The following is a 16,498-nucleotide window of genomic DNA, read 5'->3' on the forward strand; positions in this document are numbered from 1 at the left end:
TGATCGGCGTCAGGGATGCAGCGTACGGGGAGTCACCGCGGCTTTGCTATCCAGGTCGGACGGCGAGATGCACCACGTCCGGCACGCCTCGGGCAACCGGGATCTCTTCGGTACGCACCCGCTGGAACCCGGCATTCCCCAAGGTTCCCTCGAATTCCGGAGAGGGCCGGGCCGACCACACCGCCAGTGCTCCGCCCGGTCTCAACACCCGCGCGCAGCCCGCGAGTCCGGACGCCGAGTAGAGGCTGTCGTTGCCCTCGGTGACGGTCCAGTCGGGCCCGTTGTCGATGTCCAGGCAGACGGCGTCGAACGTGTCGGATGTCTCATTGACGAAGTCGAGCAGATCCGCTTCGACGATCTTCGTCCGCGGGTCGGCCAGGGCCGGACCGGAGACGGCGGCCAGCGGGCCGCCCCGGTGCCAGTCGATGACGGCGCGCTCGCGCTCCACGACCGTGACGGCGCCCCAGCGGGGGTCGGCGGCGGCGTGCGCGAGGGAGAAGCCGACGCCCAGTCCGCCGATCAGCAGGGCGGGGGCGGGGCGGTCGTCCAGCGCGTCGCGTGCCGCGTCGACGAGCAGCCGCTCCGAGCGGCCGTCCGAAGTGTCCATCAGGAAGCAGCCGTTGGCGATGATCTGGAGCAACTCTCCGTGCCGGCGCAGCACCACCTCGCCGTAGGGGCCCTCGCGGCGGTCCAGGACCTCCGGCGCGTCGGGGATGTCGTACGGGATGGTCATCGGCCCATCCTGGCAGTTCCCCGACCGGTTGTCGGGAGAATTCCGTGCGCCGTGGACGACGTGCCCCGCACGAACCCCCGGCCACCGTACGAGGGATGAGAGAAGAAGCAGGAGAGGGGCGGGAGAAGGAAGGCAGAAGGACGAGAGAAGGCCGGGAGAAATCTCAGAGGTTCCTGTGAATCGGCGCGCACGTGGCGTCGGTCACAGACAGCGGGCGGCCGCGCCGCGAAGGGTGGGGGAAACGGAAGGAGCGCCACTCAGTGGAACGCACGGCCTCCCCCATGAGCCTGCCCCCGCCGGACGCCGGGCCGTCCGACGGCTCCGGGTTCCTGGACGGCATCCCCGCTCAGCGCACCCCGCCGTGCGCCGCGCCGCCCCCCGGGACGAGCGCCGGCCCCGGCCTCGGGCCCCGTCCCCGCTCCCGCCGCCGGATCCCGGTCCCGGTGCCCTTCACCCTGGGCTACGCGGCCGTCCTCGCCGTCACCTCGTATCTCGCGGAGCATCTCGACCCCGCTCTCGTGCACGCCCTGCTCCAGGGCTCCAGCACCGACGTGGCGCATCTGGCGCAGTCGCCGGCGACCGTGCTCGCCGCGAGCGCGCTGTGGGTGGCGGGCGGCTTCGCGTCGCCCTTCACGCTCGCCTTCCTGGTCGTCCTGACCGCGCTGGAGCGGCGCGTCGGCGGCGCCCGCACGGCCGTCGTCTTCCTGCTGGGGCACGTCCTGGCCACCCTCGCGACGGAGGTGCCGGTCGGGCTGGCCGTCCTGGCCGGGCGGCTGCCCGACAGTTCGCTGCACCGCCTCGACTACGGCATCAGCTTCGGCGTCGCCGCCTGCGTGGGCGCGCTCGCGGGCCTGCTGCGGCCATGGCTGGGACTGCCCCTGCTCGCCGCCTTCGGCGCGATGCTGCTCCAGGACCTGCTCGCCTTCACCGACCCCATGACCGGCTGGGGGCACCTGCTCGCGCTGGCGACGGGCGTCGCCCTCCGGCCCCGGGTGCGCCGCTGGGACCTCGCCCGCCCGGCCCCCGCCGCACCCGTCGTGCCGGCCGCCCCCTGACCCCGTCGCCCTTCGCCGCCCCTTCCGCCGCCGCGCGATCGCCGCTCAGGGCGTCCATATGTACGGCGTCATCGTGGTCAGGGCGCGGAAGCCCATCGCGCGCAGCAGGGGCGCGCTGTCGGCCGAGGCGTCCACGTGGACGTACGGGACGCCGCGTTCGGCCGCGAGGGCGAGGCGCGCGGCGACGGACGCCCGGTACAGGCCCCGGCCCCGCCACTCGGGGAGGGTCGCGCCGCCCAGCAGCGTCGCGAAGCGGGTGCCCGGGCGCACCGACAGCCAGGCGGCCGAGATCATCGCGCCGTCCGACTCCGCCGCCAGGACGACGGTGTCGTGCGGGGCGCAGGCGAGCCGCGCGATCAGGTCGTCGCCGAGGCGGCTCAGGTCCAGCCCCCAGACCGCGGACTGCAGCGCCGCGACGGCCCGCAGGCCGGCCTCGGCGGTCACCCGGCGCAGCGTCACGCCCGGCGGCAGCGACGGCCCGGCTCCGGGTGCGTCGGTGTCCGCGACGACGGCGGCCAGGACCGTCTCCGGGCGACCCGGCGCGAAGCCGGCCGCGCGGAGCCGGTCGGGCAGGTCGGCCGGGAGGTCGTGGCCGCGCAGCCGCCATTCCACCGCCTCGCCGCGCGCGCCGAAGAAGTCCCGCTGGCGGACGATCAGCTCGTCCAGCTCCCTGCCGCTCAGCCCCAGCTCGCGGGGCGCGGTCAGCAGGGCCCGCACCGGGCCGGCGACGCGGGTCAGCGGTCCGTCGGGGGCGTGCAGGACCGCGGTGGGCGGCGCGCCCCGCAACTCGGCGTCGTAGGCCGCGAGCAGGGTCTGCGTGATCGGCGCGTCCGTCATGCACGGGGACGCTACGCCACGCCCGGGGGCGACGACGGGCGGTCGCCGTACCCGGCGGGGGCCGTCGCCGTACGGGGCGGCGGACGGTCGTCGTAGGCGCGGCGGACAGTCGCCGTTCCGGGCGGGCGCCGGGTGCCGCGGTGTACGGGCGGCGGGCCGTCGTCGTGTGGACGGGGGGCCGGCCCGGCGGTGTCGCCCTCCCCGCGCCGCGCCCCGCCCCGCCCCGGACCGCTGTCAGTCGTCGTACTGGACGGTGCCGTTCTCGTGCAGGGTCGGGTGGAGTTTCATGGGGCCGTACTCGTCGAGGTCCGACGGGCGGGGCGGTTCGGGGCCGTCCGGGCCCAGGCGGACCATCCGCTCCACGCGGCAGATCCGGAACACCCGGCCCTCCACGCTCGCCTCGTCGGCCCGGCCGGCGCTGCGGAACGCCTCCGCGGCCCGTGCGTACAGGGCCTTCTTGCGCTCGTCGAAGCGGTACAGCATGGCCCACACGCGGGCCATCCCCTCGTACAGCGAACGGCGTGCCTCGTGGGGCGTGGCCGCGAGGGAGCCGCACGGGGTCCAGCCCGACCCGTCCCGTTCGGCCACCGAGAAGCCGACCGGCAGCCGGACCACGTCCGGGTGCGTGCGGGCCGCGCGCGCGGAGTCGGCGCGCACGTCGGCGGGGAACCGCGCCCCCCTGTACACGAAGGCGCGCAGCCCGAGGCACAGGGCGCCCGCCATCGGCCCCTCGTCCCGGTCGGGGTCGAGGGCGAAGCCCACGTCCGGGGACGGGACGGCGCACGGCTCCGCCCACGACGGGTCCAGGGCCTCCGGGTCGGTGGGCCGGGGCGGCTCCAGGCCGTCGTCGCCGGTGCGGGCGAACTCGTCACCGCGCACCACCCGGTAGCGCACCCCCAGCGCCTCCACCTCGTCGGCCGGGGCCCGCTCCAGCACGGCGACGGCCGCCAGCAGGTCGCGCCGGGCGGCCGCATCGCCCGTGCCGTCCTTGGCCAGGAACCACAGGTGCGAGTTGAGCCCGTCCCTGGCCTGCTGGGGCATCCCGTCGGCCACCGGCTTCAGCAGCCGCCAGCACGGCTTCGGCGTCCGCGGGGTCGGCGGGTCCAGTCGGGCGACGCCGAAGACGGGACCGCGCAGCGCGATGTGCGGATAGCGCCGGGACGCCTCCACGGCGTCCGCCTCCGTCACCCAGGCGACCGGGTCGTCCCGGCGGACCAGCTCCGCGTGCAGGGCGTCCAGGCGTCGCTTCCAGTCATCGGTCATACGCGCATTGTGGTCGGGTCGCGAGGCGGTACGGGGCGAATGCCGGAAGTGGGCGGGGTACGGGCAGGGGCGCGAGGGGCGTGTCCCGTCGTGCGGCCCATCGGGGTGCGCCCCCACGGCCGCCGGGCGTCACCCCTGTGCGGCGCCCGTGAACTTCGCGCTGGTCAGCGAGGACTCGACGCGCCACCCCAGGGACTCGTACAGTGCCCGCCCCTGCGGGGTCGCGCCCAGGACGCCGGTGCGGGCGCCCTGCTCGGCCGCCGCACGGTGCAGTGTCCGCATCACGAGGGCGCCCAGTCCGCGCCGGCGGTGGTCGGGGGCGGTCTCCACCTGGTCGACGACCGCCGTGGCGCCGGTCGCGGCGATCTGCCCGCGCGCCGCCAGGGAGCCGTCCGGCGCGGCGACCATCGTGCGCGTGACGCCGCCGCGCGACCAGGTGCGGGTCCGGTAGCCCTCGGGGGCGGCGCCGGGCGGGGCGTCCGGGAGCGGGGCCGTCATCAGGTAGCCGGGCTCGGGGTCGATCCACCAGCCGGGGCCCAGCCACGGCCCGACCACGGCCGGATCGGCGAACGCCTTCAGCCAGACGCCGGCCCCGGTCACCGCGCCCGCGACCTCGCGGACCGTCGCCTCCGTCAGCGCCTCGCCGGTGTCGCCGAACACGTGCCGGGTGACGTGCCCGGCGCCCGCCCCCACGTCGACGGTCCAGCCCCAGGGCGCGGCCGCGGGCGGCGCCGCCCCGCGCGAGACGACCCACCCGTCCACCCAAGCCCGGACGAAACGATCCACGACGACCCCCTGATTCCCCTGAAGACGGCTGCGTAAGTGGCAGAATGGCCATTTGCCTATTACCTCCGACCGTATGGCCCGAGCAGGGCGCCGCAACAGTCTTGATCGCCCACAGCGAACGCCCGGGAACGCGGGGAACATTCGCGGGCTCACGTGCATTGAGTCGGCATAGCTCAACTTGACTGCCGAAGGGGAGATCATGGCATCGACGTCCGCTCCGCTCACCCTGCCCGTACTGCCTCTCGATGACGAGGTCGTGCTCCCCGGCATGGTGGTTCCGCTGGACCTCAACGACACCGATGTGCGCGCCGCGGTCGAGGCCGCACAGGCCGCCACCCGTTCGGAACCGGGCAAGCCGCGCGTCCTGCTGGTGCCACGCGTCGACGGCACCTACGCGAGCACCGGCGTGCTCGGCACCGTCGAGCAGGTCGGCCGGCTGGCCGACGGCGACCCGGGCGCGCTCATCCGCGGCCGCGGCCGCGTGAAGATCGGCGCCGGCACCACCGGCCCCGGCGCCGCGCTGTGGGTGGAGGGGACGACGGTCGACCAGAGCGTCCCCGAACCGCTGCCCGGCCATGTCGCCGAACTCGTCAAGGAGTACAAGGCGCTGGCCACCGCCTGGCTGCGCAAGCGCGGCGCCTGGCAGATCGTCGACCGCGTCCAGGCCATCGACGACGTCTCCGCGCTCGCCGACAACTCCGGCTACTCGCCGTTCCTGACCACCGACCAGAAGGTGGAGCTGCTGGAGACGGCCGACCCGGTGGCCCGCCTGAAGCTCGCCACCCAGCAGCTGCGCGACCACCTCGCCGAACAGGACGTCGCCGAGACCATCGCCAAGGACGTCCAGGAAGGCGTCGACAAGCAGCAGCGCGAGTTCCTGCTGCGCCGCCAGCTCGAAGCCGTCCGCAAGGAACTGCGCGACCTCAACGGCGACGGCAAGGACCCGGCCGAGGAGTCCGACGACTACCGCGCCCGCGTGGAGGCCGCCGACCTGCCCGAGAAGGTCCGCGAGGCCGCCCTCAAGGAGGTCGACAAGCTGGAGCGCTCCAGCGACCAGTCGCCCGAGGGCTCCTGGATCCGCACCTGGCTGGACACCGTCCTCGAACTGCCGTGGAACGAGCGGACCGACGACGGCGCGGCCGCCCACGACATCCGGGGCGCCCGGAGCGTCCTCGACGCCGAGCACGCGGGCCTGGACGACGTGAAGGAGCGCATCACCGAGTACCTGGCCGTGCGCAAGCGCCGCAGCGCCCGCGGCCTCGGGGTCGTCGGCGGCCGGCGCGGCGGCGCGGTGCTGGCCCTCGTCGGCCCGCCCGGCGTCGGCAAGACCTCGCTCGGCGAGTCCGTCGCCCACGCCATGGGCCGCAAGTTCGTCCGCGTCGCCCTCGGCGGCGTCCGCGACGAGGCCGAGATCCGCGGCCACCGCCGCACCTACGTCGGCGCGCTGCCCGGCCGGATCGTGCGGGCGATCAAGGAGGCCGGGTCGATGAACCCGGTGGTCCTGCTCGACGAGATCGACAAGGTGGGCTCCGACTTCCGGGGCGACCCGGCGGCCGCCCTCCTCGAAGTGCTCGACCCGGCGCAGAACCACACCTTCCGCGACCACTACCTGGAGGTCGAGCTCGACCTGTCGGACGTGGTGTTCCTCGCCACCGCCAACGTGCTCGAAGCCATCCCCGAGGCCCTGCTCGACCGCATGGAGCTGGTCCGCCTCGACGGCTACACCGAGGACGAGAAGGTCGTCATCGCCCGTGACCACCTGCTCCCGCGCCAGCTGGAGCGGGCCGGCCTGGACCCGGAGGAGGTCGTGCTGGAGGAGGGCGCGCTGCGCAGGCTGGCCGGCGAGTACACCCGCGAGGCCGGCGTGCGCACCCTGGAGCGGTCCCTCGCCCGGCTGCTGCGCAAGGTCGCGGCCCAGCACGAGCTGGGCGAGCGGGAACTGCCCCTCACCGTCGGCGAGGAGGACCTGCGCGCCCTGATCGGACGGCCGCACCACGTGCCCGAGTCCGCCCAGGACCCGGCCGAGCGCCGGACCGCCGTCCCCGGCGTCGCCACCGGCCTCGCGGTCACCGGCGCCGGCGGCGACGTCCTGTACGTCGAGGCGTCGCTGGCCGACCCGGAGACGGGCGCGGCGGGCCTGACCCTGACCGGCCAGCTCGGCGACGTGATGAAGGAGTCGGCGCAGATCGCGCTCAGCTTCCTGCGCAGCCACGGGGCCGAGCTGGAACTGCCGGTGGGCGACCTCAAGGACCGGGGCGTGCACATCCACTTCCCGGCGGGCGCGGTCCCCAAGGACGGCCCGAGCGCCGGCGTCACCATGACGACGGCCCTCGCGTCCCTGCTGTCCGGCCGGCTCGTCCGCACGGACGTGGCGATGACCGGCGAGGTCTCCCTCACCGGCCGGGTGCTGCCCATCGGCGGGGTGAAGCAGAAGCTGCTGGCCGCGCACCGGGCCGGCGTCACCACCGTGATCATCCCCAAGCGCAACGAGCCCGACCTGGACGACGTCCCCGCGGAGGTGCTGGACAAGCTCGACGTCCACGCCGTCACCGACGTCCGCCAGGTCCTGGAGCTGGCGCTCGCGCCCGCGGTGAACGGCGCGGTGCCGGAGGTTCCCGTGGCGGCGTGACGGACGCCGCGGGACGGCGCGGCCCGGGTCCCGTGAGGGAGGCCCGGGTCTTCGCCGTGCCCGGGACACGGCCCTGGGAAGCGCCGCCGGTCTGTGCCTGGGGAATACTTGAGCGCTGCGCGACCGCGGCGACCGGTGAGATCAGGGGTGCTGACGTGCACGAGGACACGAACGACGACCGACGGCCGTCGCGCGGTGTGGAGCAGGGCGACCGGGAGTTCCTCTCCCTGGAGCGGGAGCTGACGGTGCTGCTGCGCCGCGCCCGCGCCAGCCAGGGGGAGATGGCCCGCGAGGTCCATCCGGACCTGGAGTCCGCCGCCTACGGGCTCCTCGTCCGGCTGGAGGAGTGCGGCCGCCAGCGCGCCACGGAACTCGCCGCCTACATCGGCGTCGGCAAGGCCACCATGTCCCGCCAGTTGTGTGCCCTCGAACAGCTCGGCCTGGTCGCGCGGGCGCCGGACCCGGCGGACGGCCGCGCCTGGCTGGTCGACCTCACCGAGGAGGGCCGCCGCCGGGTCGGCCGGGTCCGGGAGGCCCGCCGCGAGCGGTACGTCAGCCGCTTCTCCCACTGGGACCGCGCCGAGGTCGCCGAACTGGCCCGGCTCCTGCACGAACTGAACCGGGGCATGGAGAAGTGACCCCCCGGCCGGCGCCGCCGTCCGCGAGCCCCGGCCGGGCGCCGGGTTCGCCTGGATGTCTGGCCGTCGCCCCACGGCCGCGGCGGGGGCCGAGCAGGGATGGTGCGGGCGGTTCAGGCAGGGCGGGCGGTCACAGCTCGGCGTAGATCACCGTGGCGTCGTCGTGGGTCTTGGCCCGGGCCAGGCGGGGGCGGCCGGCGGCGGCGTCCGCGCGTTCGCGGCGCCGGACCCGTTCCAGCAGGGACCGGGCGCCCTCCTCGCGGACCACGGCGAGCAGGTCGGGCCAGTCGCCCTCGCCGAACAGCTCGCTCCAGCGGGCGGCCCCGTCCGAGAGCGCGGCCAGTGAGACCACGCCGGGGCGCGGCGCCGCGCCCGTGACCGCGCGGGCGGCCACCGAGGGGTCGGCCGCGGCCGTGAAGAACCCGCCCTCCTTGTTGCGCAGGGTCGAGTCCACGACGTCGGCGCTGCGCAGCAGGGCGCGCGGCAGCCGTGCGAGCCGGTCGTCGCGCACGGCGCGGACCCGGCCGTCGGCGGACGCCAGCAGCAGCGTCGCGTCGCACAGGACCAGGTACTCGACCCGCTGCGGCGACCACCGCGCGAGGGCCACGGTGGCCTGCGGTGTGCGCGGGTGAGAAAGGTCACAGGTTCCCGCGTGGGCCTCGGCGGTACGCGCAATGGCGAGGGCGAGCGCCTCGGCCAGCGGAACATCCGGGAGCGAAACGGTCAGTTCGATCAGGGCGCCGCCGAGCCGTGCCGTGAACCAGGGAACCGAATGCAGACAGCCCGCGCCGTCCCGCGGCGGAGTCACGCCGTCCAGCAGGACGAGCGAACCGCCCTGTCCGGAGGCGGGAAGCCCGACCGCGGCGAAGTCCTCGTTGGGGCGGGCCGGATCGCCGCCGTCCGACATGAGTTCCGTGCGCATCCGGCCAGTCTGCACGACCCCTCCACAGCCTTCGCGAAAGGCCGGCACCGCTCCCCGAACGGGCGCACCACCGCAGGTCAGACGCCTGCTTTGGGTGGGAATGAAGCACTCCGGGAAGGCGTGGCGGCGAATACTGCCAAAGCCCGCCGCCCACGTCCAACCGGCCTGCCGTGCGGGGCCGTCGCGCACGCCACGGGAACTTGCCCGTCAACTCCCCTCCGATGTTCACTCCTTCGGGTGGCGGGGCAAGCGATGCGCGGACCCCGCACACCGGCACTGGGAGGGTCGGAAACCGTACCGGACGCACGCGCCACTTGACGGAGCGTCATATCCGGCCCATGGGTAACGAGTCAGGAATGCGAGCACCGGTGCAGAAGACGCGGCCTCGGCGTACAGGCAGTCAGACGGCCTCCGAGGGGGGCGCGGAGCGCACCCCTGTCGGCAAGGGCCGCCCGACCCACGTGCGCAACCGGCTGATCGTCGCGGTGGCCGTGGTGGCCGCCGCCGTCGCCGGAGCCGGCGCGCCCTCGATCCTGGCCGCCTCCGGGCAGCTGAAGGACTCCCAGGACCTGGTCACCCTGGCCGAACAGAGCCAGGACGCCCTCGCCCTCGCCCAGTCCCTGGCGGACGAACGCGACGAGGTCACCTCCTACGTCGCCGCCGGCCGCGTCAAGGCGAAGGCGCCCTCCACGCAGAGCAGCGCCCGCGTCGACCGCCAGGCGCGCGAGCTGATCACCGAGACGGAGGTCTCCGCCGCGCTGCGCGAGGCCCTCGCCGCCGTCCCGTCCGTGCGGCAGTCCGCCCTCACCGGCAGGAGCGGCGCACTCCAGGCGCACCAGGACTACTCCGAGGTCATCGCCGCGCTCCACGTCCTCGTCGACCGGCTGGCCGAGCAGATGCCGCCGCGCGCCGGATCCGGCGCGTACGCCCTCGCCGAACTCGACAGCGCCGTCGAGCAGGCCGCCGCGACCCGCGGACTGCTCCTCGCGGCGCTGAACGTGCCGACGAGCGAGAAGACCTCCTACGACCCCGTCACGGGCCGGTCGAGCACCGAGAAGGTCTCCTCCGACACCGACGCCAAGCAGCGCGACGCCCTCGCCGCCGCCGCCCAGCAGGCCCGGCTGCGCTCCGACGCGGCCCTCGCCGACTTCCGCGACGGCGCGCCCGAGGACGCGGTGGCCGCCTACGACTCCACCGTGACCGGCGGCGACGTCGACGCCGCCGAGGCCTACCTCGCCACGCTCACCGACCAGCCGGAACTCAGCGGCCGCGACCTCGACACCGGCGTCAAGAAGCTGGACGCCGCGCTCTCGGCCCGCCTCGACCTCATGCGCGGCGCCGAGTCCTCGCTCTACAGCCACCGCGTCGAGGACCTCGCCCGGCTGCGCGACGACGACGTGACGGACCTGGAGATCCGCGTCGCCGTCCTCGGCGCGCTGATGCTGCTCGCCGTCGCCCTGTCCACCGGCATGGCCCGCAGCCTCACCCGCCCGCTGTCCGTGCTGCGCAGGGGGTCGGCACGGCTGGCCGGGGCCGAGAACCCCGCGGCCGAGGAACCGGTCGCGTTCACCGGCCGCAACGACGAGTTCGCCCAGGTCGTCCGCTCCGTCAACGCCCTGCACCAGCACGCCGTCGCCCTCCACGAGCGCGTCGCCACCCTGGAGTCGGACCGCAAGCACCTCGTGGGACAGCGCCAGCGGATGGCCGACGCCCGCGAGGAACTGCGCGCCGAACTCGACTCCTCGGCGGCCCAGCTGGAGGGGCTGCGGGACAGCATCAGCGGGACGTTCGTCAACCTCGCCCTGCGCACCCTGGGCCTGGTCGAGCGCCAGCTCGCCGTCATCGAGGGCCTGGAGGAGCGCGAGCAGGACCCCGACCGGCTGGCCACGCTCTTCAAGCTCGACCACTTCGCCACGGTCATGCGCCGGCACAGCGAGAACCTGCTGGTCCTGGCCGGCACCGAACACGTCCAGCAGCACGCGGGCCCGATCCCGCTGGTCGACGTGGTCCGCGCCGCGGTCAGCGAGATCGAGCGCTACGAGCGCGTGCGCATCTCGGCACTGCCCCCGCACGCGCACGTGGCGGGCTTCGCCGCCGACGACCTCTCCCACCTGCTCGCCGAACTCCTGGAGAACGCCACCGCGTTCTCCCCGCCGGACCTGCCCGTCGAGGTCTCCGGCTGGCTGCTGGAGAACGGCGAGGTCATGCTCTCCGTCCAGGACGAGGGCATCGGGATCCCGGCCGGCCGGCTCGACCGGCTCAACGGCCGCCTCGCCGAGTTCGACCCCGAGACGCCGTACGACCAGGAGGGCGAGGAAGGACTCGGCCTCGGCCTGTACGTGGTGGCCCGGCTGGCCCACCGGCACGGGGTGCGGGTGCGGCTGCGCGAGCAGAAGCAGGGCGGGGTCGCCGCCGTCGTGGTCCTGCCGACCCAGCTCCTCGCCGCCGCCCCGGCCGCAGCGGTCCCCTCCTCGGCGCCGTCCGCCGCGGCGGCCCCCGCCTTCTCCCTGCCCGGCGCCGACGCCGAGGCCAACTCCAACGTCCTGCCGGGCCGTTCGAAGCCGGCCGACCCGCTGGTCGCGATGGCCGAGAAGGCCGTACGGCAGGCGAAGAGCCCGGCCGGGGCGCCCGCGGAGTCGCCCGCCGAGACGACCATGGAACTCCTGCTGCCGAGCCCCCCGGAGGAGCCCGGCGCCCCGCAGGACGAGCACACCCACCCGTCCCCCGACGCCGGCCGCGACGACGCGCCCCCGGAGGCGACCGCCCCCGCCGGCGGGGCCGCCGCGGGGGACGACGCGCCCCCGGAGGCGACCGCCCCCGCCGGCGGGGCCGCCGCGGACGAAGCCGGCCCCGAACACGCACGCATCCCCGACGTCCCGGAGGAACCCCTCACCGACAAGGGCCTCCCCAAGCGCACACCCAGGATCACCGCGCCCGCCCACACCCCGCGCCAGCGGACCGGCTCCGTCGACGCGGACGCCCTCCGCCGCCGTCTGGGCGGCTTCCGTCGGGGGGCGGAGGCCGGCTACCGCGAGGTCGAGGCGGAGATCGCCGAGAAGACGGGCCAGAACCGGGTCCCGTCCCAGGAGGCCGTACGCGACACCGCGCGCGACACGGCGCGCACAGCGGCTCAAGAAGCACACGCACACGCCGAAGAAGACACGGGGGGCACAGTCGAGGAGGCAAGCAGTTGACCGCGCCCAGTACCTTCGGACTGAGCAGTGAAGCCCGAAACCTGCACTGGCTGTTGACCAACCTCGTGGAGGAGGTCCCCGGCATCCAGTCCGTCGCCGTCGTGTCCTCGGACGGCCTGCTCCTGCTGTCGTCGGACGCAGCCCACAACGACGAGGCCCGCCAGGCCCGCGAGACCAGACCGTCCGGCCCGCGCGGCTCCGCCGCCGACCTCGCCACCATCGTGTCGGGCATCGGCAGCCTCACCATCGGCGCCGCCAAGCTCATGGAGTTCGGCGGCGTCAGGCACACCATGATCGCCATGGACGAGGGCAGCCTCTTCGTCATGTCGATCAGCGACGGCTCGCTCCTGGGCGTGCACGGCTCCGCCGCCTGCGACATGAGCGTCGTCGCCTACCACATGGCGCTTTTTGTGGGCCGCGCCGGACACGTCCTGACCCCGGAACTCCGCAGCGAGCTGCGCAAGTCCCTGGAGTCCGAGCCGACGGGGAGCGTCCGATGAACGCCGTGCCGATGCAGCCCCAGGGCGGCAGGCAACTGCTCCCCGTGCGCGGCGGCGACCGCAAGCCGGCCCGCGTGCGCCCCTACTCCCTCACCGGCGGCCGCACCCGCTTCGGGCACGTCCTGCTGGTGGAGACGTTCGTGTCGAGCACCGCCGCTCTCGACGCCCCCGAGGAGCGCCGCGAGCTGACGAACGGGTCCCTGAAGTCCACGGTCATGCCGGAACTGCGGGCCATCGTCGAACTGTGCCGCCGTATGCGCACGGTGGCCGAGATCGCCGCGCTGCTGAAGATGCCGCTCGGCGTGGTCCGGGTCCTCCTCAGCGACCTCGCGGACCAGGGAAAGATCCGTGTGTACGGCACCGGTACCGCTCACGGTACGGGCCGTCCCGACCGCGCTCTGCTGGAAAGGGTGCTGAGTGGACTCCGTCGTCTCTGACGCCGCCTCCTCCGTTGGCGTCACCCCCCTCGTCGCGCCCGTGACCGAGCCCGACGAACCCCTGCGGCCGTGGCAGACCGACCGCACCCGCGCCCCCATAGCCACCAAGATCGTGATCGCGGGCGGCTTCGGCGTCGGCAAGACCACCCTCGTCGGCACGGTCTCGGAGATCGAGCCCCTCCAGACCGAGGCGCTGATGACGCAGGCCAGTGAGGAGACCGACGACCTCACCGGCACGCCGGAGAAGACCACCACCACGGTCGCCATGGACTACGGCCGCCTCACGCTCGACGACGACCTGGTGCTCTACCTGTTCGGCACACCGGGCCAGCAGCGGTTCTGGTTCATGTGGGACGACCTGGTGCGCGGCGCGATCGGCGCGGTCGTGCTGGCCGACACCCGCCGTCTCAAGGACTGCTTCCCCGCGCTGGACTACTTCGAGAGCTGCGGACTGCCCTACGTCGTCGCCGTCAACCACTTCGACGGCAGCGAGCTGTTCGAGCCCGAGGACGTGCGGGAGGCGCTGACGATCCCCGCGCACATACCTGTCATGATCATGGATGCGCGGCGCCGGATCTCGGTGATCGAGACCCTCCTGGCCCTGGTGGGCCACGCGCTCGACGAAACCCCCGAGTAAGGCCCCAAGGCCCCCCCAGCAAGGCCCTTCAAGGAGTCCCCCGCATGCGGAAGATACTCGTCGTCGGAGCCGGCCAGTCCGGACTCCAGCTCGCCCTCGGCCTCCAGTCGCACGGGTACGAGGTCACCCTGATGTCGAACCGGACGGCGGACGAGATCCGCTCCGGCCGCGTCATGTCGACGCAGTGCATGTTCCACACCGCCCTCCAGCACGAGCGCGACCTCCAGCTGAACTTCTGGGAGCAGCAGGCCCCGAAGATCGAGGGCCTCGGCGTCTCGGTCGCCGCCCCCGGCTCGCACGACCCCGGCCCCACCCAGCGCGCCATCGACTGGCTCGGGCGGCTCGACGGGCACGCCCAGTCCGTCGACCAGCGGGTGAAGATGGCCGGCTGGATGGAGACGTTCGCCCAGCGCGGCGGCCAGCTCGTCATCCACGGCGCGGCCGTCTCCGACCTCGACTACTTCTCCCGCGCCTACGACCTCGTCCTCGTCTCCGCCGGCAAGGGCGAACTCGTCCAGATGTTCGCCCGCGACCCGGAGCGTTCCCCCTACAGCGAGCCGCAGCGCGCTCTCGCCGTCGCCTACGTCCACGGCCTGGGCCCCCGCCCGGAGCACCCGGACACCGAAGCGGTCCGCTGCAACCTCGTCCCCGGCGTCGGCGAACTCTTCGTCATGCCGACGCTCACCACCTCCGGCCGCGCGGACATCCTGTTCTGGGAGGGCATACCCGGCGGCCCGCTCGACGTCTTCAAGGGCGTCAAGGACCCCGCCGAGCACCTCTCCCTGACGCTGGAGCTGATGGAGAGGTTCACGCCCTGGGAGTACGCGCGGGCCACCCGGGTCGAACTGACCGACGCCGGCGGCACCCTGGCCGGCCGCTACGCCCCCACCGTCCGCAACCCGGTCGGCCGCCTCCCCGGCGGGGGCCTGGTGCTCGGCGTCGCCGACGTCGTCGTCGCCAACGACCCCATCACCGGACAGGGCTCCAACTCCGCCTCCAAGTGCGCGGCCGCCTACCTCGCCTCGATCCTGGAGCGCGGGGAGAAGGAGTTCGACGAGGAGTGGATGCGCGCTGCCTTCGACCGGTACTGGGACACCGCGCGGCACGTCACCAAGTGGACCAACGCGATGCTCGCCCCGCCGCCGGAGCACATCGTCAACCTGCTGGGCGCGGCCGGGCAGCTTCAGCCCGCGGCTGATCGTTTCGCCAACGCGTTCAACGACCCGGCCGACTTCGAGGACTTCTTCTACGAGCCCGACAAGACGACGGCCTACCTGGGCTCGCTGACCGGAGCCTGACGAGCCGAAGCCCAAGCCGACGTAGACGTCGTCGACGCCGACGCCGAAGCCGACGTAGACGCCGAAGCCGAGGCCGCCGTCACGGTCGTCGGTCCCGCCCCCGTCCCGGCTCCCGCTCCCGCCCGCGCTCCCGTCCCGGCTCCCGTCCGGGCAGGGCCGTCGGCGGGAGCTGCGGCGGCCGGTAGCGCCGCACCGGCTCGCCGCCCGGATCCGGACGCACCGCGCCGAGCACCGGGTTGGACGCGAGCGGGGAGACCTTCACCTTCTCGCCGGTCCGCGGGGCCTGCACCACCATGCCCCGCCCGAGGTACAGCGCCACATGCGTGGCCTCGGGGAAGTAGATCACCAGGTCCCCCGGCCGCAGCTCCTTCAGCGGGATCCGCTTCAGCCGCGCCCACTGCTCCTCGCTGGTGCGCGGGACCGGCGTCCCGGCCTGCCCCCAGGCCCGCGAGGTCAGCCCCGAGCAGTCGTACGACCCCGGCCCCTGCGCGCCCCACTCGTACGGTTTGCCGAGCTGGCGCACCGCGTACCGCACGGCCTTCACGCCCTCCTCCGACGGCTTGCCGTCGTCGCCGAGCGCACCCGACGCCACGAGCCCGTTCTGCGCCCGCGCCACCCCGTCGCGCTCCAGCGCGGCGAGCGCGGTGAGCTGCTCGGCGGTCAGCGAGGCCAGGAGTCTCTGGACGTCGTCCAGACGCCGGCGCACGTCGTCGCGGGCCTTCTTCCTGCGCGCGGCGAGGGTGAGCTGGCCGTCGAGGGCGGCGCGGGCCCGCCGGGCCAGCCCGTCGGCCCTGCGCTCACCGCCGCGCAGCCGTCCGAGCGTCTCCTCCCGCTCGCGCGCCAGCCGGCCGATCACATGCCCCTGGTCGAGGGCGTGCTGCGGATCCCGGGCGAGCAGGAGCCGCAGGTAGGGGGAGAGGGCGGTGCTGCCCTGGTACTGCTCGCGGGCGAGCCGTCCGGCCGCGCCGCGGCTCTCGTGCAGTGAGAGCCGCGCCTTCGCCAGATCGCCGTCCAGCCGCCCGGTCTCGGCGCGCCGCCGCCGCAGCTCCTCCTCGGTGGCGTTGTAGGCCTCGGTGGCCGCCTCGGCCTCCCGGTACAGCCGCTGAAGATCCTTCAGCAGCGCGGCGACGCTCCGCCCACCGGATCCGGGTCCGGATTCCGGGTCGGCGTCAGGGGCGGCGTCGAGGTCGGCCCCGGGGTCCGCGTCGGAACCGGCGTCCGGGGCACCCGCACCCGAGCCCGTCCCCTCACCCGGCTCCGCACCTGCGTCCGCGTCCGGGGGCCGCGGTGCGGCCGTCGCGTGTGCGCCGGCTCCCGGTGGCTCCGTCGTGGCCGCGGCGAGTCCGGGGGCCAGCACGGTCTGCGCGGCGAGCGCCGCCGTGGAGACCGTACAGGCCAGACGCAGCAGTCTTCCTGACACGTCATCACCTCCGCTGCGGGGTGGCCCCTCCATCCCGCAGGGCGAGCATCGGGCGAGTGCCCGGGGTGCGCGCGCCGGGTGGGCGGTTCGGCGCAATGACGTCACCCGTCGGCGTCGACCCGCCGTCCCACCGGCGTGGCGTGGCGCCC

Annotated in this window: 14 protein-coding genes; 8 read left to right on the forward strand and 6 right to left on the reverse strand. The window is 74.5% G+C overall.

The window, feature by feature from the left end:
• Nucleotides 1-46 precede the first annotated feature (46 nt).
• Nucleotides 47-733, reverse strand: a complete 687-nt coding sequence (locus OG802_RS23960; protein WP_329413503.1) for a spermidine synthase — start codon at nt 731-733, stop codon at nt 47-49.
• 260 nt (nt 734-993) lie between these two features.
• Between OG802_RS23960 and OG802_RS23965 the strand changes: the two genes are divergently transcribed.
• Nucleotides 994-1,788, forward strand: a complete 795-nt coding sequence (locus tag OG802_RS23965) for a rhomboid-like protein (RefSeq protein WP_443055306.1) — start codon at nt 994-996, stop codon at nt 1,786-1,788.
• A gap of 45 nt (nt 1,789-1,833) precedes the next feature.
• Here the strand turns inward: OG802_RS23965 and OG802_RS23970 are convergent, their stop codons facing one another.
• The 3 genes from OG802_RS23970 to OG802_RS23980 form a co-directional block, all read right to left on the reverse strand.
• Nucleotides 1,834-2,625, reverse strand: a complete 792-nt coding sequence (locus OG802_RS23970; RefSeq protein WP_329413504.1) for a GNAT family N-acetyltransferase — start codon at nt 2,623-2,625, stop codon at nt 1,834-1,836.
• 234 nt (nt 2,626-2,859) lie between these two features.
• Entirely contained in the window at nt 2,860-3,888 is a 1,029-nt protein-coding gene (locus OG802_RS23975) for a DUF5954 family protein (protein ID WP_329413505.1), read from the reverse strand.
• Between the two features lie 129 nt (nt 3,889-4,017).
• Entirely contained in the window at nt 4,018-4,674 is a 657-nt protein-coding gene (locus tag OG802_RS23980; protein WP_329413507.1) for a GNAT family N-acetyltransferase, read from the reverse strand.
• A gap of 199 nt (nt 4,675-4,873) precedes the next feature.
• On the opposite strand from OG802_RS23980, the gene lon reads away from it, so the two are divergent.
• Nucleotides 4,874-7,303 (forward strand): endopeptidase La, encoded by a 2,430-nt coding sequence (lon, locus tag OG802_RS23985; protein ID WP_329413509.1) that lies wholly within the window; start codon nt 4,874-4,876, stop codon nt 7,301-7,303.
• A gap of 155 nt (nt 7,304-7,458) precedes the next feature.
• On the forward strand, nt 7,459-7,941 hold the full coding sequence (locus OG802_RS23990) for a MarR family winged helix-turn-helix transcriptional regulator (protein ID WP_329413511.1): 483 nt from the start codon (nt 7,459-7,461) through the stop codon (nt 7,939-7,941).
• A 130-nt stretch (nt 7,942-8,071) separates the two neighbouring features.
• On the opposite strand, the gene OG802_RS23995 is transcribed toward OG802_RS23990, so the two are convergent.
• Complete coding sequence (locus OG802_RS23995; RefSeq protein WP_329413512.1) at nt 8,072-8,863, reverse strand: hypothetical protein; 792 nt, start codon at nt 8,861-8,863, stop codon at nt 8,072-8,074.
• Nucleotides 8,864-9,231: 368 nt separating this feature from the next.
• Between OG802_RS23995 and OG802_RS24000 the strand changes: the two genes are divergently transcribed.
• The 5 genes from OG802_RS24000 to OG802_RS24020 are packed head-to-tail and all read left to right on the forward strand — an operon-like array spanning nt 9,232 to nt 14,929.
• Nucleotides 9,232-12,057 (forward strand): sensor histidine kinase, encoded by a 2,826-nt coding sequence (locus tag OG802_RS24000; protein ID WP_329413515.1) that lies wholly within the window; start codon nt 9,232-9,234, stop codon nt 12,055-12,057.
• Nucleotides 12,054-12,557 carry a roadblock/LC7 domain-containing protein gene (locus tag OG802_RS24005; protein WP_329413517.1) on the forward strand — a complete coding sequence of 168 codons (504 nt, stop codon included), beginning with the start codon at nt 12,054-12,056 and terminating at the stop codon, nt 12,555-12,557. The genes OG802_RS24000 and OG802_RS24005 overlap by 4 nt, the downstream gene beginning before the upstream one ends.
• On the forward strand, nt 12,554-12,994 hold the full coding sequence (locus tag OG802_RS24010; protein ID WP_329413519.1) for a DUF742 domain-containing protein: 441 nt from the start codon (nt 12,554-12,556) through the stop codon (nt 12,992-12,994). Before OG802_RS24005 ends, OG802_RS24010 begins: the two co-directional genes overlap by 4 nt.
• Nucleotides 12,975-13,631 carry a GTP-binding protein gene (locus tag OG802_RS24015; protein ID WP_329413522.1) on the forward strand — a complete coding sequence of 219 codons (657 nt, stop codon included), beginning with the start codon at nt 12,975-12,977 and terminating at the stop codon, nt 13,629-13,631. Before OG802_RS24010 ends, OG802_RS24015 begins: the two co-directional genes overlap by 20 nt.
• A 44-nt stretch (nt 13,632-13,675) precedes the next feature.
• Nucleotides 13,676-14,929 (forward strand): styrene monooxygenase/indole monooxygenase family protein, encoded by a 1,254-nt coding sequence (locus OG802_RS24020; protein ID WP_329413525.1) that lies wholly within the window; start codon nt 13,676-13,678, stop codon nt 14,927-14,929.
• Between the two features lie 79 nt (nt 14,930-15,008).
• Here OG802_RS24020 and OG802_RS24025 read toward each other — a convergent pair whose 3' ends face one another.
• Entirely contained in the window at nt 15,009-16,349 is a 1,341-nt protein-coding gene (locus tag OG802_RS24025; protein ID WP_329413527.1) for a C40 family peptidase, read from the reverse strand.
• Nucleotides 16,350-16,498 lie beyond the last annotated feature (149 nt).

The organism is Streptomyces sp. NBC_00704, from assembly GCF_036226605.1.
In the GTDB taxonomy this organism is placed as follows: Bacteria; Actinomycetota; Actinomycetes; order Streptomycetales; family Streptomycetaceae; genus Streptomyces.

What these genes read in the sequence shown, in the direction of transcription:
- OG802_RS23960 (WP_329413503.1), bottom strand. Translation starts at nt 733, where the DNA reads ATGACCATCCCGTACGACATCCCCGACGCGCCGGAGGTCCTGGACCGC.
- OG802_RS23970 (WP_329413504.1), bottom strand. Translation starts at nt 2,625, where the DNA reads ATGACGGACGCGCCGATCACGCAGACCCTGCTCGCGGCCTACGACGCC.
- OG802_RS23975 (WP_329413505.1), bottom strand. Translation starts at nt 3,888, where the DNA reads ATGACCGATGACTGGAAGCGACGCCTGGACGCCCTGCACGCGGAGCTG.
- lon (WP_329413509.1), top strand. Translation starts at nt 4,874, where the DNA reads ATGGCATCGACGTCCGCTCCGCTCACCCTGCCCGTACTGCCTCTCGAT.
- OG802_RS23995 (WP_329413512.1), bottom strand. Translation starts at nt 8,863, where the DNA reads ATGCGCACGGAACTCATGTCGGACGGCGGCGATCCGGCCCGCCCCAAC.
- OG802_RS24010 (WP_329413519.1), top strand. Translation starts at nt 12,554, where the DNA reads ATGAACGCCGTGCCGATGCAGCCCCAGGGCGGCAGGCAACTGCTCCCC.
- OG802_RS24020 (WP_329413525.1), top strand. Translation starts at nt 13,676, where the DNA reads ATGCGGAAGATACTCGTCGTCGGAGCCGGCCAGTCCGGACTCCAGCTC.